The organism is Chlorobaculum sp. 24CR (assembly GCF_004118635.1).
In the GTDB taxonomy this organism is placed as follows: domain Bacteria; phylum Bacteroidota; class Chlorobiia; order Chlorobiales; family Chlorobiaceae; genus Chlorobaculum.
In genome coordinates this window covers 82724-102154 of the sequence record NZ_SDGU01000024.1, presented here as the reverse complement: position 1 = coordinate 102154, position 19431 = coordinate 82724, and the positions used below count along the sequence as shown (strand labels likewise).

Genomic DNA, 19431 nt, shown 5'->3' with positions numbered 1-19431 from the left:
TCGAATCGGGGAGCCGGGTTGCCTCGGAAGGCGCTTACAGAGTTTGGGAAAATTTCAGGAGGATGACGGGCAATGCCTGGCGGCGGACGCCCGGAGAGCCAGTAACCCGTTTCATAGTAACAAAGATCGCCTTTGTGCGCAAATGGTTTTTTGGCAATGAAGCCGCGCGGAAAGCGGCATGAATCCGGGGTGGCGGAAGGTGATTTGCTCAATCATGGAAATATCGATAACTTCACACGGTTTTGAACGTAAGCGCAAATCGTGCCGGGCTATTGGCGGGGCACACTCAAGTACAGAGGATCAGGTGGATATTAATCTGGTGACATCTTCCGTCACGGAAGAGCTGAAACAGTTCCAGGAGCGCTACAAAACGGTGCTCCATTCGAGCAACAGTCTGGTTGACAAGGTCACGCGCTACGTGCTCCGGCAGCAGGGCAAGCAGATCAGGCCGACGCTGGTGATCCTTGCCGCCAAGGCGTGTGGCGGCGTTCACGACGTCACCTATCGCGGAGCGATCATGGTGGAGCTGTTGCACTCAGCCACGCTGATTCACGATGACGTGGTCGATGGCGCCGAGATGCGCCGCGGCATTCCGTCGATCAACGCCTTGTGGAAAAACAAGATATCGGTGCTGATCGGTGACTATCTGCTCTCCAAGGGCCTGCTCTACTCGCTCGAAAACAAGGATTACCGCTCGCTGCATCTCGTCTCCGAAGCGGTTCGGCGCATGAGCGAGGGGGAGATTCTCCAGATACAGAAGACCCGCAGCCTCGACATTACCGAAGAGGATTACGTGAGTGTCATCGCCGACAAGACCGGCTCGCTCATCGCCACCTCGTGCGCCATCGGCGCGGCCACCGCCACCGACTCCGAAGACGAGATCGCCAGCCTGAAGAGCTATGGTGAATTTCTCGGTCTCGCCTTCCAGATCAGGGACGACCTGCTCGACTACACCGGCGACTCCAAAAAAACCGGCAAGCAGCTCGGCATCGACATCAAGGATCGCAAGATCACCCTGCCGCTCATCCACGCCCTTCGTCAATCGGACAAATCGGAGCAGAACAGGATCAAGTCTATCCTGAAAAGCTCCCGGAAACGTTCGGTCAGAACCGCCGAAGTGATCGACTTCGTCACCCGCAAAGGCGGACTCGAATACTCGGCGACCGTGGCCGAGGGCTTTGCCGACAAGGCGCTTGAATCGCTCGCTCGCTTTCCCGAAAGTGACGCCAAACGCTCCCTCCAGCTCCTTGTCGATTTCGTCATGAAGCGGCAGCACTGAAGCCGCCGCCGTCACCGCTAACCCAGCATTTCCAGACTGGTCAGTCAAGATGAAAAACGTAATAGTACTCCTGATCCTGTTTATTGCCGCCATCGTCGCCGCCGATAAATTTTTGCTGCCCTACTTGACCGAAAGCGGAGAGCAACTCTCCGTGCCGGATGTCAGGAACATGAGCTATGACATGGCCGTCACGGAGTTGCGCAAGAAGGGACTGAAGGCGACGAAACGTTTCAATGTGCGTTACCTGCCCGACGTGTCGCCCGATCTGGTTATCGATCAGGTTCCCGAACCCAACTCGGTGGTCAAGCCTGGGCGCAGCATTTCGCTGGTGCTTAACCGGCGCGACAAGCCGAGTTACCCCGTGCCCGATCTGGTAGGGCGTACCGAAACGGAGGCGCGTCGTGAACTCGAACGGCTCGGCATGGTCGTTACCGAGGTGCAGTTGCAGGCGGTCTCCGATTCCGACGAGGACGGGCGGGTGCTCAGCCAGTCCGTGCCGCCCGACGTGGTGCTCAAGTCTGGTAGCGAGATGTCGTTCATCGTCGGCAAACTCGAACAGGAGCCGATGGGCGCGAGGCTTGTGGTCGTGCCCGACGTGCTTGGCATGTCGGTCGATCAGGCAAGAAGCCTCATCATCAGAAACGGCATGAGGGTGGGGAAGGTCAGTTACGAGCACTCGTACCTTCTGGTGCCCGGTACGGTCGTCTCCCAGAAGCCATCGGCAAACGCGATGGTGCAGTTCAGTCAGACGGTCGATATTACGGTCGCCGCCGGTGATGGCTCGGATTGAGCGCTCTTTTGCCGGTTTGATCGGGGAACCCTTCGCTCGCCGGAGCATTGGCAACGTGTGGCGAGCTTTTTTACGGAGCTTTTTCTGAATGCGTTGAAGGAATCGGCTCGGCACAAAAGCCATGAAACAGGTTATGGTGAGTGACTATCTTTTTTTACTGACCGGCATTGCGTGCGCCGCCTTTGGCGGTGAACTGTTCGTCCGGGGTACGTCGGGAGTCGCGGCGGTGCTGCGCATCGCGCCCTCGATTGTTGCGGTCACGGTCTCGGCGTTCGCGACATCGAGCCCGGAACTCTCCGTGGCGATCAACTCCGGACTGGTCGATAAATCATCTCTCTCCCTCGGCGACGCGCTCGGCAGCAATATCGTCAACATCTCGATCGTGCTCGGCACGGCGCTGCTCATCTCCGGCATTCCGGTTGGCTCCGAAGTGCTGAAGCGGGACGCGCCGGTGGCCATTCTCGCTCCAGTTCTCACCACGATTCTGCTTATCGACGGCGTGATCGACCGGCTCGAAGGGGTGTTCATGCTCGCCATTTTCGCGGCATGGATGGCCACGACGGTTACGCAGGCGCTGAAAAACCGCGCGCCGTCGAACGGCAAGGTGACGGTGAGCGACAGGGTTCTGCCCTGGGTTCAGGTTGCCGGGGGCCTTGTGCTGCTGGTCGCCGCCGGGCGGCTGATCGTCATTTCCACAACCGGCATCGCGAGCGATTTTGGTATCGACGACTTCATCATCGGCGCGACGCTGGTGGCGTTCGGAACCTCAGTGCCCGAACTGGCTTCGACCGTGCTGGCCAAGCTCAAGGGGCACGACGACATCGGCGTTGGCACGGTGCTGGGCAGCAACATCTTCAACAGCCTCTTCATCGTCGCCGTGGCGGCCATCATCCGCCCCATCCGCGTGCCGCTCACGGAGGTCGCCCCCGCGCTGTTTTTCGGCGTTTTGTCGCTCCTCGTCGCCGTTCCCCGGCGAGGCACCGGGTGGGTTCGACGCAGGCAGGGCGTGCTGCTGGTGCTCATGTACTCCGTTTACGTGATGACGCTCTTCTTTTTCAGCCGGTGAGGGCGGGGAATTGGCGTCGGTGTGACTTCGGGAAACTTTGTCAATTTCAGCGAGGACCGTTGCGTTGGCTCGACGAGGTCGGATACAACAACTCGCGCTGCGGGTACGCGATGCTCCGGTTCGTGGTGTATGGGGGGAGACGAGGGTAGGAGTGATGCTTTTTCTGGCAGGGAGCAAGCTTATTTGGATTTGATTATTTGTACTCGTTTGTTTCAAAAGACGTGCTTGTTTACTCGATCAGAACGAGGGCAATAGTATAAATCATCGCCATGACCACACAAGATATTCGCTGGATACAGCGGTACCATCATTTCATTCAGGCTTTTGGGCAGCTTGATCGGGCCGTCGAACTGGCCCGTCAGAGGGCGTTGAGCGAGCTTGAGGAGCAGGGGTTGATTCAGGCTTTCGAATATACCCATGAACTGGCCTGGAATACCTTGAAGGATTTCCTTGAAAACATGGGAGTTCAGCCGCTGTACGGATCGAAAGACACGACTCGTCAAGCGTATAAGCGGGGTCTTCTCGCTGAAGGCGATATCTGGATGGAGATGATCAAAAGCCGAAATCTGACCTCTCACACCTATAATCAGGATGTGGCGAATGAGATTTCGGAGGCGATCCGGCAACGCTATCATGCCGCTTTTCAGCGTCTGCTGGAAACGCTTGAACCTTTGAGCAGGCGGGAATCGGAATGAAGTACGGACTTGACGGTGCGGTGATTGCGCGGATTCAGGGAGTGCTGGCCCGGTATCCGCAGGTGGATCGCGCCATGCTGTACGGATCGCGGGCGATGGGGAATTACAGGCCGGGGTCGGATATCGATCTGACGCTGGTTGGGTCGGAGGCGTTGAACCTGAAGATTTTGTACCGGATTATGGACGAGATCGACGATCTGCTTTTGCCTTATACCTTCGATCTGTCGGTTTTGCGTCTGATAAACGATCGGGAGGTGCGGGAGCATATCCGGCGGGCGGGGGTCGTCTTTTATGACAAGGCGGCGGATAGCTCCAGCCTCTGAGCTTCAGCGGTAGTTGGCTTTTTTGTACTCTTCGCGCATGTCCTTGATGCCGGTGGTGCGGTCGTTGCCGTCGCTGATGATGCCGAAGTATTCGAGAATGATCCGAAAAACGAGCCAGAGTCCGGCGAAAAGGAGTCGGATGCTTTCGTTGATGGAGGTGAAAAATTTCATGGAGAGCGGTGTTGTGTGGGCGGCGAGTCCCGGTACGGAAAAACTGAATATAAAAAAGCCATTCATTGAATGGCTTTTTTTAATGTACAGAGACAAGAACCGGTTTACTTCCTGATTTGTTTCTCGGCTTCGATCCAGTCCTCCTCGTCGCAGCCGTCGCACATGCCGCGCTCAACCCAGCGGTAGTAGGCGGCGACGCGAATCTGTTCTTCGGTTGCCTCCGGGCTTGCGGTCGCCGGGGCTTCGGGAGCGGCGACCGCAGCGGGTTCAGCGCTTGCTTTTTTGCGCGGCTTGGCGGTTTTTGCGGGCTTGGCTTCGTCCGGCGCCGCTTTTTTGGCGGTTTTCGGTTTCGCGGTTTTCGGCTTGGCTTCCGCGCTCGCGGCGGCTTTTTTTGCCGGTTTCTTTTCGGGCGTTACTTCCAGAGTCTCTTTGTTGGTAGATTTTTTAGCCATAGGATTTTCAGGTCTTCTTCAATGAATTGCTTCGGTCAGTACAGGGCATTTCGAGAACGAAGAACGCCCGTTGCAGGTGGAAGATAAAAAATTCATCATCTCGGAGAAAAGTGGATTCGCCATTATTTCACCACTTTGTAACGGAACGAGAGTCTGTCGAAAGCGGAGATGCGGGGGCGAGCTTGGCTGTCCGCGCCGTCCTTTTTCTGAAAATCAATCCTCTTTTAACCAGCTTTTGAAAAGAGCGGGGAAGCTGATGATCGAGAGAATCGTGATGGCCTGCACCATCATGAAGATGTCTTTGGGGACGAGGGTGTTGACCGCCAGGCCGCCGTAGTCGAGCCAGGCGAAGAGCAGGGCGGCGACGATGATTCCGGCGGGGTTGGCTCCGGCGAGCAGGGCGACGGCGATGCCCATGAATCCGGCTCCGGCGGAGAGACCGGCCTCGAACCAGTGCTTGTAGCCAAGCACGAGGTTCGCCGCGCCGAGACCCGCCATCGCGCCGCCGAGCGCCATTGCACCGAGCATGTGCCGACCGGTCGCGATTCCGGCGTGGCGGGCGGCCTCCGGGTTCAGGCCCGCGGCGATCATATCGTAGCCGTAGCGCGAGCGGAAGAGCAGCACGGCGGCTCCGGCGGTGACGGCCAGAGCGACAAAAAGCGAGAGGTTGGCCGGGGAGTGCCAGTTGAGGCCGAAGAGCGTGTCGAAATCGGGCAGCCATCCGCCGGGAATGATCGCCGAAGTGTGGACGGTCGAGGGCACGGCGAAGTGGTTGGTCAGCAGGTAGCCGGTGATGCCGAGGGCGATGAAGTTGAGCATGATGGTCGAGATCACCTCGTTGACACCGCGTCGCACCTTCAGCCATCCCGCGACGAGCGCCCAGCCTGCGCCGGCGGCGGCGGCCACGAGCATCAGCGCGGGCGCGGCGACGAGTGCCGGTGTGCCCGCCGGAAGCGCCAGGCCGCAGAGCGCGGCGGCCAACGCGCCCATGAGGAGTTGGCCCTCGCCGCCGATGTTGAAGAGCCGCACCCGGAACGGAAGCGCGACGGCCAGGCCCGTGAAGATGAGCGTCGTCGCCCGGAACAGCACCTGACCGATGCCATAGCCTGAAGCGAAGGTCGAGCGGAGCATCTTCTGCCAGACGGCCATCGGGTCGCTTCCCGTGGCCGCAATGATGAGGCTGCCTGTCGCGAGGGCGAACAGGAGTGAGAGAACGGGAATGAGAGGTTTGACGCTGCGCTTCGACATCGAAAAAATGAGGTTTCAGGTGATGTGCATGCCGATCTCTTGCTCGAAGCCCGACTCCGCCTCGCGCCCCTGCCGCACCTCCTCTTCGCTGAATTCGTGGCGGATCGCGCCTTTGTAGAGGCAGCCGATGCGCGTCGAAAGGGCGACGAGCTCTTCGAGTTCCGACGAGATGAGCAGGATGGCTAGGCCGCTTTTGCGGGCCTCGATGATGCGTCGGTGAATCTGCTCGATGGCGCCAATATCCACGCCGCGCGTGGGCTGGGCGAGCACGAGGAGCTTCAGCAGGGGGCGCTCCATCTCCCGCGCCACCACGATCTTCTGCTGGTTGCCGCCGGAGAGCGAGGCGATGGGCGGATTGGTTTCCGCCGCGCCGCGCACGTCGTAGCGCTCGATCATCGCTGCGGCGTTTTCGCGGAGCGCCTGGCGGTTGAAGCCGATGCCGCGATGGAACGCTTTTTCGCGATGCCTGCCGAGGATCAGGTTCTGTTCGATGCCGTATTCGGCAATCACCGCCGATTTGTGGCGATCTTCGGGGATCATCGAAACGCCAAGCGCGGCGACCTCCGCCGGACTCAGGCCGAGCGTCTGTCGCCCGTCGATGGTGATGGAGCCGCCGGTTGTGCCATCGCGCTCGAACGTCCCCCACAAAAGCGAGAGCAGCTCGCTCTGGCCGTTGCCCTCCACTCCGGCGATGCCGTAGATTTCGCCCGCCCGCACCCTCAGCGTCAGGCCGCTGAGCTTTTCGACCCCCTGCGGCGTCCGATACGAGAGCCTGTCAATCGAGAGCACCGTTTTGCTCGTTGCCTGCGGCGGGTTGGCGGTTCTGAGCAGCACGTCGCGCCCGACCATCATCCGCGCCAGCTCCTCCTTGCCGGTCGAGGCGGTCGGCACGGTGCCGACGAGCGCCCCTTTGCGCATGACGCTTACCGTGTCCGAAATGGCGAGCACCTCGTCGAGTTTGTGGGTGATGACGAGAATCGTGCGCCCCTCGGCGGCGAGCGAGCGCAGGGTGGCGAAAAGGCGAGCGGTTTCGGGCGGCGAGAGCACGGCGGTCGGTTCGTCGAGAATCAGGATGCGGGCGCGGCGATAGAGCAGCTTGAGAATCTCCACGCGCTGCTGCTCGCCGACCGAGAGCGTCGAGACCAGCGCGCCGGGATCGACGTCGAGGCCGTGCTGCGTGGCGAGTCGGCCAATCTCCTTGCCGATGCGGCGGGTCGGCAGCGAAAAGCGGCTCTCCTCCTTGCCGAGAATGATGTTCTCCGTCACCGTGAGCGTCGGCGCCAGCATGAAGTGCTGATGCACCATGCCGACGCCCGCCTCGATGGCTTGACGCGCAGATTTGAATTTCACCGCTTTGCCGTCAACTTCCATCATGCCGGAGTCGGGGTGCAAGAGGCCGTAGATGATGTTCGACAGGGTGCTTTTGCCCGCGCCGTTCTCGCCGACCAGCGCGTGGATCGATGCCGACGCTATCGACAGCGAGACGTTGTCGTTGGCCTTGAGGTTGCCGAAAGTTTTGGTGATTCCGGAGAGCTTTACCGCGGTCGCCATGAAGATACTCCGCGCCTAAATCCAACTGATGACCGTCTTTATCGCCTCCTTGCTGTCGAGGGCGATGCGGTAGGCCAGCTCGTACTGGCTGACCGGAAAGACGTTGGTGAAGAACTTTTCGGTTTCGAGCACCTCGCGTTCGAGCAGCTCTTTGGCCTCGACGAGATGCCGCCGGTCGGTGAGGCTCGAACAGACGATGACCGGCTCTTTGTGCTGAATCAGCCGGTAGTCGTAGCCGAGCACCTCGTAGCTGCCCATGAGCAGCACCTTACCTTTCGGCTTCAACAGGCGCATTACCTTTTCGACCATCAGGATGCGGCCCGTCGTTTCGATGACCAGATCGTAGCGGTCGTTGAAGTCACCGGTGAAATCGACGATGTCGATGCCGATGTTTTCGGCGTGCGAGAGCTGGCCGCGAAGCGGGAAGACCTCCAGCGCATCGACGTGGCGGATGCCCCGGTAGTGCAGATATTCCGACACCATCAGCCCAACCGAGCCGAGACCGAGCAAGAGCACCCGCATGGAGGGATCGAGCGCAACCTTTTCCATGGCGCTGAGTACGTAGCTCACCAGGCCGGTCAGCAGGTCGCGATGAATCGGTTCGCGGCCAAGCGGCAGCACGTTCTCCTCGGAAGTTGGCACCACCTCGGCGTGGCAGCCGTAATAGGGATCGACGCCGACCCAGCAGTCGCCCTTGAAGGCATAGACGAAATCGCCCTTTTTGACGCTGGTGACTGCCGGGCCGGTGTGCATCACCTGGCCGATGGTTTCGCTGCCCGGCATCACCGGATAGGCGAGCACCTTGTTCGACACCGGCTTGTTGGTCAACAGCAGCCGGTCGAGGCCGGGCGTGATGGTGCTCGCGATGGTTCTGACGAGAATGTCTCGCGGCCCGTCGGCCGCATACTTCACGGTCTGGAGCTTGAGCTTGTTGGCTTTGATGAGGACGAGGGCCTGTGCTTCTCCCTGCATGGTCGGTTATCGATGGTGTTTCAGATGTTCAGAACAGCGCTCATGAGCCAGGCTACCAGGCTGATGCAGAGCGAGCCGAGCACGGCCCACCAGAAGCTCGCGACCGCGAAGCCGTCAACCAGCCAGGCGGCGAGCATCAGCATCAGGGCGTTGATGACCAGCATGAAAAGACCGAGCGTGAGCACCAGCGCCGGAATCGAAAAGAAGACCAGCACCGGCTTGATGAGCACGTTGACCAGCCCCAGCACCAGCGCCACGATCAGCGCCGCGCCGAAACTGCGGACGGTAATTCCCGAAAGCATGTTGGCGGTTACATACACCGCCGTCGCGCTGATGAGCCAGTGAATCAACAATCTGAACATGGTAGTAGCTCCTGAACGGTTTGGAAACGGTAGTCTGCACTAATGTAAGACATTTCGCCAAAAGGGCGAAGGTGGTCTGTTTTGTTCCGGAACCTGTCTATACTGTCCACTTTTTCCCTTACACCCCCATCGCTTCGAGCGCTTCGTGCAGCGTGCGGCAGCCGTGAATCCGGATCGGCAGCTTTTTGATCGACGGCTTCAGCTCGCGGGTGTTCGACTCCGGCAGCACGATGGACTTGAAGCCGAGGTGCACCGCCTCGCGGATGCGTCGCTCGCCGTCGCTGATGGCCCGCAGTTCGCCCGACAGGCCGATCTCGCCACAGCAGCAGGCCATCGGGCTGCACGGCTTGTCCTGCAAGCCCGATGCGACGGCGGCGGCGATGCCGAGGTCCGCCGCCGGTTCGACCAGCTTCAGGCCGCCCGCGATTTTGACGAACACATCCTGCCCGGCGGTCTGGAACTGCAACCGCTTTTCGAGCACGGCGAGGATGATGGCGATGCGCTTGAGGTCAAATCCCGTGCTGATGCGTTGCGGCATGGAGTAGCCGGTGCGACAGACCAGAGCCTGCACCTCCACCATCAGCGCGCGCGACCCCTCGATTGCGGCCAGCACCGCCGTGCCCGGCACGTCCGTCCGGCGGTCGGAGATGAAGAACTCCGACGGGTTGGAGACTTCGGTCAGGCCATCCTCCTCCATCTTGAAGACGCCGATTTCGTTGGTCGGGCCGAAGCGGTTCTTGACCGAGCGGATGATGCGGTAGCGCTGGTAGTTTTCGCCCTCGAACTGCAACACCGTATCGACCATGTGCTCCAGCGCCTTCGGCCCGGCCAGCGACCCCTCCTTGGTGATGTGGCCGATGATGAGCAGAATGAAGTTCTCTTCCTTGGCCGCCCGGATGAGCGAGGCGGCGCATTCCCGGATCTGCGTGATGGTTCCCGCCGAACTCTGGTAGTCGGTCGAATAAACCGTCTGGATCGAATCGACGATCACCAGCTCCGGCTGCTCGCTGGTGATGGCGTCGAGAATGCGTTCGAGCGCCACTTCCGAGACGAGCCGCAGGTTCGGGGCCTTGATCGACAGCCGCCGGGCGCGCTGGCGAATCTGGTTCGGCGACTCCTCGCCCGCCACGTAGAGCACCTTTTTGCCCGCGAGGCGCGGCACGAGCTGGATCATCAGCGTCGATTTGCCGATGCCCGGCTCGCCGCCCACCAGAATAGCCGAGGCCTCCATCAGCCCGCCGCCGAGCACCCGGTCGAGTTCGCCGATGCCACTCAGGGTGCGGTGGAAGCCGGACGGAACCTCTTCGTCGAGGTTCTGCACTTCGGGCAGCGAACCGGCGGGATGCTTCTTGCGGGTTTTGCCCTCCGGTTCCTCGGCGTGCGTTTCAACCAGCGTCCCCCAGCTCTGGCACTCGAAGCAGCGCCCCTGGTATTTCAGCGAAACGGCCCCGCAGGCCGAGCAGACGTAACGAACGGTGGATTTTGCCATGAAACGGTGTGTTATCCGGATAAGCTCAAGCCAGTGGCGTCGCTTTGCAACTTTCGGCTTTATTGTTTACATAGTGTGCAGTGACGCCGAAGGATGCCCGTCGTGGCGCGATTTCTGCGGTAAGCGATCTGTTGAATATACGATGATGGTTCCGGTTTATCCGTTTCGGTTTTCGGGACGGGGTATGGTTACGATGAACATTCAAGGTAAAAAGATAGTGAAGAGCCGTTCAATGAGCACGCATAATTTCCCCTCTGATTTTTCCACCCAAACCGGAACGTCCACTTCTCTCCTTTTCATTCAATCCTGAGCATGTCAGTCCTCTCCATCGGTGAAGTTCTCGTTGATCGCGCCGTTCTCGAAGCGCGGTTCTGTTGCAATCTCGACCTGTGCCACGGCGCCTGCTGCGTCGAGGGCGAACTCGGCGCGCCGATCGACGAGCCGGAAGCGAACTATCTCGAAGCCTCGGTCGAGCCGCTCCGGCCAATGCTTCCGGAGCGCAATCTCCGCTACATCCGGCGGCACGACTGCACGGAAATCTATCAGGGAAACCTCTACACCAAAACCATCGAAGGCCAAGAGTGCGTGTTCGTCTATCACGAAAACGGCAAGGCGCTCTGCGCTGTCGAGACGGCGTGGCGAAACGGGCAGCTCCCAGGCACCAAACCCTTGTCGTGTCGGCTTTTCCCGATCCGGGTGCGAAAAAAGTTCGGATTGGACTATCTTGTTTACGAACAACACGCCATGTGCCGTGATGCCCGTCGGCAGGGGGCCGAACGGAATGTCATGCTGATCGATTACGTCAAAGCGCCCCTTGTGGAAAAGTATGGAGATGAGTGGTACATGAGCCTGAAGGAATTTGCCGCATCTATTTGAAGTATCATGGCGGAGATGAGACTACAGCAGCGCCAGACGGCCCAGTTGTCGGCGCAGCAGGTGATGACCAGCCAGTTACTGCAACTGCCGCTGACCCAGCTCGAACAGCGGATTTACGACGAGGTTCAGGATAACCCCATGCTCGAACTGGTCGAGGAGCGCCGTCCATACGATGGAACGGCTGGCGCGGCGCAGCCGGTTTCCGGCGATTCGACGGAGATGTTCGATTCGGTGGCCCGTTTCGAGCGCTCGTCGATGAAGGTGCGGGCCGACGGCGGGAATCGCGAGACCGTTTCCGTCGGCAGGACGGGCGGCGGCGGGGCTTCGAGTGGCGCCGAGGAGCGCTTTTTCCAGGCGGTGCAGCACGACACCTTTCACGAGCGACTGCTGCGCGACCTCTCGCTTCAGGAGGGCGTCGAAGAGCGCGAGGTGCTCATCGCCGCCGAAATTCTCGGCAATCTCGACAGCGACGGCTACCTGACCGAGGAGCTGGAGGTGATCATCGACGGCTTGCGCCAGTCGGGCATCGAGGCCAGACTGGCGGAGGTGCGCGAGATTCAGCAAAAAATCTGGTATCTCGATCCGCCCGGCGTGGCGGTCGCCGACCTCAGGCAGCGGCTGCTGGTCGAGCTTTCGGTCTATGAACGCGAGCACGACGCCGATGCGGTGTCGGTGGCGCGGACGATCCTCCAGGAAGCGTTCGACGACTTCATGAACAAGCGCTTCGACCGGTTGCTGAAAAAGCTGAACCTGGAGAAGCGCCAGCTCGAAGCGGCTATTGGCGTGATTACGTCGCTCGATCCGCATTCTGGCGAAGTGTTTTTCGATGAGGGTGGGCACTACATCTCGCCCGATTTCATCGTCACCTACGAAAACGGCGCGCTCTTCGCCTCCCTGAACGACCGGAGCAGCCTGTCGGTCAGGGTGTCGGACGAGTACCGCGAGGTGCTCTCGAAGCGGAAGGTGCCGAAGGCGGATCGGCAGTTCATGCGCCAGAAGCTCCAGCGGGCTAACGAGTTCGCCACCGCGCTGCAGATTCGCCGCCAGACCTTGCTGAAGGTGATGGAGGCGCTGCTGGTGGCGCAGGCGAGGTTTTTCATAGACGGCCCGCGCCACCTCCAGCCGCTCGTGATGAAGACCATCGCCGAAGAGAGCGGCTACGACATTTCGACCATCAGCCGCGCGGTGAACGGAAAATACGTACAGACCCGTTTTGGCGTGTTTGAACTGAAATATTTCTTCAGCAGCGCGCTTTCGACCGGCGAGGGTGAAGAGACCTCGTCGAGGATCATCAAGCAGCAGCTTCGCGAGCTGATCGAAGCGGAGAACTCTGCCGAGCCGCTCAGCGACGAACGCCTCGGTGAGCTGCTTGGCGAAAAAAGGGTGAAAATCGCCCGGCGCACGGTTGCAAAATACCGTGAACAAATGCAAATTCCAGTTGCAAGATTAAGGAAAAAAATAGGTTAATCTCATTCTTACGAAAGATTTTATGGGTCAGGAAAAAACGCAGATACGTTCGACCACAGTCATCGGCGTGCTCAGGGATGGCAAGGCCGCGCTCGGCAGCGACGGCCAGATGACGCTTGGCGCCACCGTCATGAAGCACTCCACTCGCAAGATACGCAGCCTCTATCAGGGCCGGTTCATCACCGGTTTCGCCGGAGCTACCGCCGACGCGCTCACGCTGCTCGACCGGTTCGAGGCGAAGCTCGAAGCCTACAGCGGCAAGCTCGAACGCGCCGCCGTTGAACTCGCAAAGGACTGGCGCACCGACAAATACCTTCGCCGTCTCGAAGCGATGCTGGCCGTCGTCAGCCAGGACAAGGCGCTCATCATCTCCGGCACCGGCGACGTCATCGAGCCGGAGGACGGCATCGTGGCCATCGGCAGCGGCAGCATGTACGCGCTTGCCGCCGCGCGGGCGCTCATGAAGCACACCTCGCTCTCCGCCGAAGAGATCGTCCGCGAAAGTCTGAAAACCGCCGCTGAAATCTGCATTTACACCAACGACCACATTGTCATCGAAACCCTTTAACCCTGGGCGTTGGCGTCCATTTTCATGAAATTCCGAACGAAAGCTCAATGAACAACGATATTCAGGATATGACCCAGCCGGATGAACCCCAGGCTCCTCCGGTGAAACTCATCGACAAGGAGCAGCTCACGCCGACGCAGATCGTCGAGCAGCTCGACAAATACATCATCGGCCAGAAAGATGCCAAGAAATCGGTGGCCATCGCCCTGCGCAACCGGCTTCGCCGCCAGAATGTGAGTGAGGAGTTGCGGGACGAAATCATGCCGAACAATATCATCATGATCGGCCCGACCGGCGTCGGCAAGACCGAGATCGCCCGGCGGCTGGCCAAGCTCGCCCGCGCGCCCTTCGTCAAGGTCGAGGCTTCCAAGTTCACCGAGGTCGGTTACGTGGGGCGCGATGTCGAGTCGATGATTCGCGATCTGGTCGAGCAATCCGTCGCGATGGTGCGCAGCGAAAAATCGGAGGAGGTCAAGGAGAAGGCGGCGTTGCTCGTCGAGGAGCGCTTGCTCGACATTTTGCTGCCCCCCGTCAGTGGCGTCGAAGAGCAGGAGAGCGCCGGTGAAGAGGAGGCCGTCATTGTTTCCGGCGAAGATGCCACCATCGAAGGAAAGAACCTTGAGCGCGAAGTCAATCGCAAAAGCCGCCAGAAGATGCGCGAACGCTTGCGCGCGGGCCGGATGGAGGATCGCCCGATCGAACTCGAAATCAGCAGCGACGGGCAGGGCGGCATGATGCAGATTTTCGGCCCCCTGGGGCAGATGGAGGAGATCGGCAACATCATGCAGGACTTGATGAGCGGTATGCCGAAAAAGCGCAAAAAACGCCGCCTGACCATTGCCGAGGCCCGCAAGTATCTGGAGCAGGAGGAGGTGCAGAAGCTCATCGACATGGATGCCGTGGTCAAGGAGGCGCTTGGCAAGGTCGAAAATTCGGGCATCGTTTTCATCGATGAGATCGACAAGATCGCTGCGCCGACCACCGGCGCGGGTGGCAAAGGCCCCGATGTGAGCCGCGAAGGGGTGCAGCGCGACTTGTTGCCTATCGTCGAAGGCTCGGCGGTTTCGACCAAGTACGGCGTCGTCAAGACCGATCACGTGCTCTTCATCGCTTCGGGCGCGTTCCACGTGGCGAGGCCATCCGACCTGATTCCCGAACTGCAGGGGCGTTTTCCGATCAGGGTCGAGCTGAAAAGCCTCACCGAAGAGGACTTCTTCCTGATTTTGACCCAGCCGCGCAACGCGCTCATCAAGCAGTATCGAGCCATGCTCCGCACCGAAGAGATCGATCTCGAATTCACCGACGACGCGATCCGCGAAATCGCCCGGACGGCGGCCAAGGTGAACGAGACGGTCGAGAATATCGGTGCTCGGCGCCTGCACACGATTCTGACCAACCTGCTCGAAGAGCTGATGTTCGGTATTCCCGAAATGGTCATTGATGGCACGATCGCCGACAACAGGGTGGTCATCGACGCCGACCAGGTGCGCGAAAAGCTGGGCAAGGTGGTCGCCGACAGGGATCTGAGCCAGTACATTCTCTAAGCCAAACCGGAGCACCCATGAGCGCGACCTCGATCCTGGTCATGAACGGGCCGAATCTTTCACGACTCGGCAAGCGCGAGCCTGAAATTTACGGCAGTCTCACCCTCGACGAGATCAACCGGGGAATCGCCGAGGCCTTCCCGGAGGTGACGTTCGAGTTTTTCCAGTCGGAGTACGAGGGGGCGCTTATCGAGAAGCTTTTCGAGGTCGAAGAGCGGGGAGGCTGCGTGGGGGTGGTGCTCAACGCGGGCGCGCTGACGCACTACTCGATCGCCCTGCGCGACGCCATCAGCGCCGTCAGGGTTCCGGTGGTCGAGGCGCACCTCTCCAATGTGCACAAACGCGAGGAGTTCCGCCACCACTCGGTTATTTCGGCGGTCTGCGTTGGCGTGATCGCGGGCTTCGGCATCGAGAGCTACCACCTTGGCGTGAGGGCGCTGCTGGGGCGGGGTTGAAGATCGGTCAGCTCAGGCTGATCCGACCGATCTTGAAGTTCCCCTCGCTAATGTTCTCCCACCTCTTTTGAGAGCTTTTTAATCAACTTTCTGATCTCTTTCAGGCGGCGCACGTCGCTTTTCATGAGCACCGGTTTGGTTGCAGCCATCCGCAAGGTGTTCAGCGCGTCCTGTTTTTTGTCCTCCTCAAGGTAGAGCAAGGCCAGTTCATGGTAGTGCCTGATGACCCGCGGATTCAGGCTGATGGCCTTCTTGAAATTCTTTTCCGCCTCTTCACGGCTGCCTTTGGGCATTTGCCCGACGAAGGTGCCGCCCATAAACCGGCTGAACCATCCGATTTTTGATGCCTCGAAGTTGTATGAGCCGAGCATCGACCAGGCGACATCGTCGTGCGGGTTCAGCGCCAGCGCCCGGTCGAGTTCGCGTTTGATTTCGGCAGCTCTGTTCAGCTTCTCTTTCGTCCCGATCTTGTCGGCCTTCAGGGCCAACGCTGCGGCAAGCCAGGTGTGAGCGCTGGCGTTGTTGCTGTCGAGCTGCACTGATCTCCTCGCATATTCGACCGATTTGTTGTAAAAGGGGGTCCGTTTTTCACGCTCTGCCGGGTCGATCGACTCCGCGATGCTGATGTTCAGGCGGGCGAGCTTCCAGTACAGGTCTGCCGACTCGTGCCCGGTCTGGAGCATCGTGCTGTAGAGTGAGTCGGCTTTTTCGTAGTGCAGCGATTTGAACGCCTTGTCGGCAGCATCGATTTCGACGTTGTCAATGGTTTTGTTTACCTCGGCTCCACTGGCGGGTTGCGACAGCATGAGAAACAGCGCAGCCAGAAGCGTGGTCAACGCTTTTTGCCTGTTTTTTCGCAAAAGCTGAATCGGTGTGCCTGTTATCTGAACCATAGTGACTCCGGATATTTTCTGTTGAGACGGCGGTCGAGGCCGAGCCAGTGCCCGGTTGGCAGCAGGATGAGCAAAATCGAAATCGTGACCAGCGGCGGGATGGTCAGGTTGTAGTACCCGCCAGCCGCGAAGTTGAGCAGCATGAAGAGGCCGAACGCGGCGTTGAGGCGCGTGGTGACGCCGAGAAGCAGCGCGACGCCGATGATGAGTTCGCCGATGGTGACGATCCAGGCGATGGGCATGACGAGCGGCAGGGCGAAGTGCTCCAGATACGACGCCTGCCACAGGGCGACGCTCGCCTCGATGGAGCCGGGCGCGGCGTTTGTGGCGAGCAGCTCGTGCAATCGTTTCGTGAAATGGTGCGAGAGAATGTCGCTCCACATCCAGTCGCGCATGATTTTATGGACGAAGCCGTAGATGAAGAGCGAGGTGTAGAGGTACCGGAGCGCAAGGATGGCGATGACGCCAGATGCCTTGAGCTTGTGCGTTTTCAGGTAGCCGGGTTTCCACTCGAAATCGGTCATGGCATGCTGAACAATGGTTCAATCTTGCAATTCGCGGGTCGCAGTCCACGCTTGCGACAGCCGCCGGTCGCATCAAATTTACGATAAAAAAACCTCTTTACAGCAGATGCTGGGGATCGACGTCAACGGTGATGACGAGATTTTCTCCCCGAAAAGCGCTGAGGGTGTCGTACTGCACCTGCCGGAGCAGGGTGGCGGAGAGCTTGATGCCGGAGAGCTTGAGGATGAGCTGGTAGCGGTAACGGTTTTTTATTCTGTTGATGCCCGCCGGGGCCGGGCCGAGGATCGCGCCGAACGATTCCGGCAGGTGCGGGCGCAGATGTTCCCGCAGCGCCAGCGCCCCTTTTTCGGCCACCGCTTCCGAGGGCGAAGAGCATTCGAATTTGACGAGGCGGGTGAATGGCGGGTAGGCGAGTTCGCGGCGCGTGGCCATCTCCGCCTCGAAAAAGTGGCGGTAGTCGGCGCGTATGACGTGCTGGAACAGCTCGTTGTCGCGGTTGTAGAGCTGAAGCAGCACCTCGCCGGGCATCGACGAGCGCCCCGCCCGCCCGGCGACCTGCATCAGGAGCGAGTAGATTCGCTCCGAGGCGCGGAAGTCGGGGAGGTTCAGGCCGATGTCGGCCATCAGCACACCGACGAGCGTCACCTCCGGGAAGTCCAGCCCCTTGGCGACCATCTGTGTGCCGAGCAGGATGCGGGCGCTTTTTTCGCGGAAGGCGGTCAGCATCGAGGTGTGGGCGTCCTTGGTCGAGGTGGTGTCGATGTCCATGCGCAGAATCCTCTCGCCGGGGAACAGCTCGTTCAGCTCCTCCTCGATGCGCTCGGTGCCGCTGCTTTTGTAGAAAAGGTTTTCCGATTTGCAGGCCGGGCACGTTTGCCGGAACGGTTCGATGTGGCCGCAGTAGTGGCATCGCAGGCTCCGGTCGCTGGCGTGATAGACCAGTGGGATGTTGCAGAAACGGCATTGCGGCGTGTGGCCGCAGTCGAGGCAAAGGAGGCTGCCTGCAAATCCCCGGCGGTTTTGCAACAGGATCACCTGCTCGTTGCGCTGAAGCCGCAGGCGGATGGCGTCGTAGAGCGCTCCGGAAATCGACGGCGTGACGCGCTGGCTGCCGGGCATCCAGACCAGCTCGATCGAGGGCATCCGGGCGTTGTCAACGCGCTCCGGCAGTTCGAGCAGCGCGTACTTGCCCTCCCGTGCGTTGCGGTACGACTCGAACGACGGCGTGGCCGAGCCGAGCACACAGAGGGCGTTCTCGAATTTTGCCCGCATCACCGCCGTGTCGCGGGCGTGGTAGCGCGGTGTGCGATCCTGCTTGTAGGCGGCGTCGTGCTCCTCGTCCACGATGATTGCCCCGACATTCTCCAGCGGCGCGAAGATGGTCGAGCGAGCGCCGAGGGCGATGCGCGCCTTGCCTTGCCGCAAGCGCTGCCAGGCGTCGTACTTCTCGCGGTCGCTCATGGCGCTGTGCATGATCTGGATGTCGTCGCCGAAATAGTGGCGGAAGCGGGCGGCGGTCTGCGGGGTGAGGGAGATTTCCGGTACCAGCACAATGGCGCTCTTGCCCTCGGCGAGGACGCGCCGGAGCAGCTCGATATAGACCAGCGTCTTGCCGCTGCCGGTCACGCCGTGGAGCAAAAAAGTCTGGAAGCGCTTCTGGCGCAGCGCCTCGCCAAGTGCGTCGAGCGCGATTTGCTGGTGCTTGCCGAGCGAGGCGATCTCTTTTTGCGGTTCGTCGAAGCGCAGACTTTCGCGGGCGGGCGCGGCGGTTTCGACTTTCTCGACCAGGCCCATCGCGACGAGGCCGTTAAACACCGCTCGCGAAATGCCGCCTTCACCGGCCAGGAACAGGCGCTCCGGTCGTGAGGCGAGCAACTCGAATGCTTCCCGTTTTTTCGGCGAGCGGGCGAGAAGGTTTTTCGGCTCGTCGGGCAGCGCCGCCGCCAGGCGCCACGCCGTGACGGTGCGGGGCTTCGTTTCCGAGAAGCTCTTGCGCACCGTGACCAGCCCGGCGCGTTCAAGTTCGGCGATGGCGCTGTACAGCTCCTTGCGCCCCACTCGCTTGCGGAGCTGGCGCACGGTGAGCCGCTTCGCCGTCGCCAGCGCCTTCAAAATGCTCCGGCGCAGCCCGGTGCTTTTGATTCTCGTTTCGGGACTTTCGAGCTGGAAGCCGGCAAGCTCCACCACGTCATCGACCGTGCTTCTGAGCGGGGCCGGAACGGCGGTGGAGAGGCAGTCTATGGGCAGGGCGGCGTAGTAATCCGAAATCCACAAGGCGAGCTTCAGCATCACCGGGGTCAGCACCGGAACGCCGCCGTGGAGGAGGTCGAGCAGTTCGCCCTCGGCCTCCTTCTCGCTCGCCGTCTCCAGCGACCAGACGTAGCCGGTGTAGGCCGATGCCTTGTGGCGAGCCAGGCTTACCAGCGCCTGGCAGCCTGGCTGAATCGTCTTTTCGAGTCCCTCCGGCACAGTCAGAAGAAACGGCTCGTCACGATAGATTCGCTCTACATAGACAATCGCAAGCATTGGTAATCGGGAGGCTAAAAGAAAAGGACTTCAGGGACGAAAAAGACAACAGGGTGAAAACAATGAAATGACAATGCGAGCACGATGCGGCATTTCTTCAATTCATAATTCAAAATTCATCACTCATAATTCAAAAAAGCCAGCATAGATTGCTGGCTTTTTTGGAGTGCTGGCTTGAT

20 protein-coding genes are annotated in these 19431 nt (G+C 60.2%); 10 read left to right on the top strand and 10 right to left on the bottom strand.

Annotated elements, in window-relative coordinates; translation table 11 throughout:
* Window positions 1-304: 304 nt before the first annotated feature.
* The 5 genes from EST62_RS05490 to EST62_RS05470 all read left to right on the top strand — a co-directional run bounded on the left by EST62_RS05490 (window position 305) and on the right by EST62_RS05470 (window position 4153).
* The gene (locus tag EST62_RS05490) at window positions 305-1279 is read left to right on the top strand and encodes a polyprenyl synthetase family protein (RefSeq protein WP_129051102.1); all 975 of its coding nucleotides are present in this window, start codon (window positions 305-307) and stop codon (window positions 1277-1279) included.
* A gap of 49 nt (window positions 1280-1328) precedes the next feature.
* A complete protein-coding gene (locus tag EST62_RS05485) occupies window positions 1329-2069 on the top strand; it encodes a PASTA domain-containing protein (protein ID WP_129051101.1) in 741 nt (246 codons plus the stop codon).
* 121 nt (window positions 2070-2190) lie between these two features.
* Window positions 2191-3135 (top strand): calcium/sodium antiporter, encoded by a 945-nt coding sequence (locus tag EST62_RS05480; RefSeq protein WP_129051100.1) that lies wholly within the window; start codon window positions 2191-2193, stop codon window positions 3133-3135.
* Window positions 3136-3404: 269 nt separating this feature from the next.
* Window positions 3405-3830: a nucleotidyltransferase substrate binding protein gene (locus tag EST62_RS05475; protein ID WP_129051099.1), complete on the top strand. Its 426-nt coding sequence runs from the start codon at window positions 3405-3407 to the stop codon at window positions 3828-3830.
* Complete coding sequence (locus EST62_RS05470) at window positions 3827-4153, top strand: nucleotidyltransferase domain-containing protein (RefSeq protein WP_129051098.1); 327 nt, start codon at window positions 3827-3829, stop codon at window positions 4151-4153. The genes EST62_RS05475 and EST62_RS05470 overlap by 4 nt, the downstream gene beginning before the upstream one ends.
* Window positions 4154-4156: 3 nt before the next feature.
* On the opposite strand, the gene EST62_RS05465 is transcribed toward EST62_RS05470, so the two are convergent.
* The 7 genes from EST62_RS05465 to radA form a co-directional block, all read right to left on the bottom strand.
* Window positions 4157-4324 carry a hypothetical protein gene (locus EST62_RS05465; protein WP_129051097.1) on the bottom strand — a complete coding sequence of 56 codons (168 nt, stop codon included), beginning with the start codon at window positions 4322-4324 and terminating at the stop codon, window positions 4157-4159.
* 104 nt (window positions 4325-4428) lie between these two features.
* Window positions 4429-4776, bottom strand: a complete 348-nt coding sequence (locus EST62_RS05460) for a DUF2934 domain-containing protein (protein WP_129051096.1) — start codon at window positions 4774-4776, stop codon at window positions 4429-4431.
* A 213-nt stretch (window positions 4777-4989) separates the two neighbouring features.
* The gene (locus EST62_RS05455) at window positions 4990-6024 is read right to left on the bottom strand and encodes an ABC transporter permease (protein ID WP_129051095.1); all 1035 of its coding nucleotides are present in this window, start codon (window positions 6022-6024) and stop codon (window positions 4990-4992) included.
* A 15-nt stretch (window positions 6025-6039) separates the two neighbouring features.
* Window positions 6040-7575 (bottom strand): ABC transporter ATP-binding protein, encoded by a 1536-nt coding sequence (locus tag EST62_RS05450; protein ID WP_129051094.1) that lies wholly within the window; start codon window positions 7573-7575, stop codon window positions 6040-6042.
* A gap of 15 nt (window positions 7576-7590) precedes the next feature.
* Window positions 7591-8547: a zinc-binding alcohol dehydrogenase gene (locus tag EST62_RS05445; RefSeq protein WP_129051093.1), complete on the bottom strand. Its 957-nt coding sequence runs from the start codon at window positions 8545-8547 to the stop codon at window positions 7591-7593.
* 20 nt (window positions 8548-8567) lie between these two features.
* Window positions 8568-8909, bottom strand: coding sequence for a phage holin family protein (locus tag EST62_RS05440; protein WP_129051092.1), 342 nt, complete (start codon window positions 8907-8909; stop codon window positions 8568-8570).
* 118 nt (window positions 8910-9027) lie between these two features.
* On the bottom strand, window positions 9028-10398 hold the full coding sequence (gene radA, locus EST62_RS05435; RefSeq protein WP_129051091.1) for a DNA repair protein RadA: 1371 nt from the start codon (window positions 10396-10398) through the stop codon (window positions 9028-9030).
* A 312-nt stretch (window positions 10399-10710) separates the two neighbouring features.
* Between radA and EST62_RS05430 the strand changes: the two genes are divergently transcribed.
* From EST62_RS05430 to aroQ, 5 genes are all read left to right on the top strand, one after another.
* A complete protein-coding gene (locus EST62_RS05430; protein ID WP_167599196.1) occupies window positions 10711-11274 on the top strand; it encodes a DUF3109 family protein in 564 nt (187 codons plus the stop codon).
* A 6-nt stretch (window positions 11275-11280) separates the two neighbouring features.
* Window positions 11281-12741 carry an RNA polymerase factor sigma-54 gene (rpoN, locus tag EST62_RS05425; RefSeq protein ID WP_129051089.1) on the top strand — a complete coding sequence of 487 codons (1461 nt, stop codon included), beginning with the start codon at window positions 11281-11283 and terminating at the stop codon, window positions 12739-12741.
* A gap of 22 nt (window positions 12742-12763) precedes the next feature.
* Entirely contained in the window at window positions 12764-13309 is a 546-nt protein-coding gene (hslV, locus tag EST62_RS05420; RefSeq protein ID WP_129051088.1) for an ATP-dependent protease subunit HslV, read from the top strand.
* A gap of 68 nt (window positions 13310-13377) precedes the next feature.
* Window positions 13378-14853, top strand: a complete 1476-nt coding sequence (gene hslU, locus EST62_RS05415; protein WP_129051124.1) for an ATP-dependent protease ATPase subunit HslU — start codon at window positions 13378-13380, stop codon at window positions 14851-14853.
* A gap of 17 nt (window positions 14854-14870) precedes the next feature.
* On the top strand, window positions 14871-15308 hold the full coding sequence (gene aroQ, locus EST62_RS05410; RefSeq protein ID WP_129051087.1) for a type II 3-dehydroquinate dehydratase: 438 nt from the start codon (window positions 14871-14873) through the stop codon (window positions 15306-15308).
* 47 nt (window positions 15309-15355) lie between these two features.
* On the opposite strand, the gene EST62_RS05405 is transcribed toward aroQ, so the two are convergent.
* The 3 genes from EST62_RS05405 to priA all read right to left on the bottom strand — a co-directional run bounded on the left by EST62_RS05405 (window position 15356) and on the right by priA (window position 19252).
* Window positions 15356-16201, bottom strand: a complete 846-nt coding sequence (locus EST62_RS05405; RefSeq protein WP_129051086.1) for a tetratricopeptide repeat protein — start codon at window positions 16199-16201, stop codon at window positions 15356-15358.
* On the bottom strand, window positions 16189-16725 hold the full coding sequence (locus EST62_RS05400; protein WP_129051085.1) for a DoxX family protein: 537 nt from the start codon (window positions 16723-16725) through the stop codon (window positions 16189-16191). Before EST62_RS05400 ends, EST62_RS05405 begins: the two co-directional genes overlap by 13 nt.
* A 97-nt stretch (window positions 16726-16822) precedes the next feature.
* Window positions 16823-19252 carry a primosomal protein N' gene (gene priA / locus EST62_RS05395; protein ID WP_129051084.1) on the bottom strand — a complete coding sequence of 810 codons (2430 nt, stop codon included), beginning with the start codon at window positions 19250-19252 and terminating at the stop codon, window positions 16823-16825.
* Between the last annotated feature and the right edge of the window lie 179 nt (window positions 19253-19431).

Excerpts from the sequence above, each read along its gene's own strand:
- EST62_RS05465 (WP_129051097.1), bottom strand. The coding sequence starts at position 4,324 with ATGAAATTTTTCACCTCCATCAACGAAAGCATCCGACTCCTTTTCGCC.
- EST62_RS05480 (WP_129051100.1), top strand. The coding sequence starts at position 2,191 with ATGAAACAGGTTATGGTGAGTGACTATCTTTTTTTACTGACCGGCATT.
- priA (WP_129051084.1), bottom strand. The coding sequence starts at position 19,252 with ATGCTTGCGATTGTCTATGTAGAGCGAATCTATCGTGACGAGCCGTTT.
- EST62_RS05400 (WP_129051085.1), bottom strand. The coding sequence starts at position 16,725 with ATGACCGATTTCGAGTGGAAACCCGGCTACCTGAAAACGCACAAGCTC.
- EST62_RS05445 (WP_129051093.1), bottom strand. The coding sequence starts at position 8,547 with ATGCAGGGAGAAGCACAGGCCCTCGTCCTCATCAAAGCCAACAAGCTC.
- aroQ (WP_129051087.1), top strand. The coding sequence starts at position 14,871 with ATGAGCGCGACCTCGATCCTGGTCATGAACGGGCCGAATCTTTCACGA.
- radA (WP_129051091.1), bottom strand. The coding sequence starts at position 10,398 with ATGGCAAAATCCACCGTTCGTTACGTCTGCTCGGCCTGCGGGGCCGTT.
- rpoN (WP_129051089.1), top strand. The coding sequence starts at position 11,281 with ATGGCGGAGATGAGACTACAGCAGCGCCAGACGGCCCAGTTGTCGGCG.
- hslU (WP_129051124.1), top strand. The coding sequence starts at position 13,378 with ATGACCCAGCCGGATGAACCCCAGGCTCCTCCGGTGAAACTCATCGAC.
- EST62_RS05430 (WP_167599196.1), top strand. The coding sequence starts at position 10,711 with ATGTCAGTCCTCTCCATCGGTGAAGTTCTCGTTGATCGCGCCGTTCTC.
- EST62_RS05450 (WP_129051094.1), bottom strand. The coding sequence starts at position 7,575 with ATGGCGACCGCGGTAAAGCTCTCCGGAATCACCAAAACTTTCGGCAAC.
- EST62_RS05405 (WP_129051086.1), bottom strand. The coding sequence starts at position 16,201 with ATGGTTCAGATAACAGGCACACCGATTCAGCTTTTGCGAAAAAACAGG.
- EST62_RS05455 (WP_129051095.1), bottom strand. The coding sequence starts at position 6,024 with ATGTCGAAGCGCAGCGTCAAACCTCTCATTCCCGTTCTCTCACTCCTG.
- hslV (WP_129051088.1), top strand. The coding sequence starts at position 12,764 with ATGGGTCAGGAAAAAACGCAGATACGTTCGACCACAGTCATCGGCGTG.
- EST62_RS05440 (WP_129051092.1), bottom strand. The coding sequence starts at position 8,909 with ATGTTCAGATTGTTGATTCACTGGCTCATCAGCGCGACGGCGGTGTAT.
- EST62_RS05460 (WP_129051096.1), bottom strand. The coding sequence starts at position 4,776 with ATGGCTAAAAAATCTACCAACAAAGAGACTCTGGAAGTAACGCCCGAA.
- EST62_RS05485 (WP_129051101.1), top strand. The coding sequence starts at position 1,329 with ATGAAAAACGTAATAGTACTCCTGATCCTGTTTATTGCCGCCATCGTC.
- EST62_RS05470 (WP_129051098.1), top strand. The coding sequence starts at position 3,827 with ATGAAGTACGGACTTGACGGTGCGGTGATTGCGCGGATTCAGGGAGTG.
- EST62_RS05475 (WP_129051099.1), top strand. The coding sequence starts at position 3,405 with ATGACCACACAAGATATTCGCTGGATACAGCGGTACCATCATTTCATT.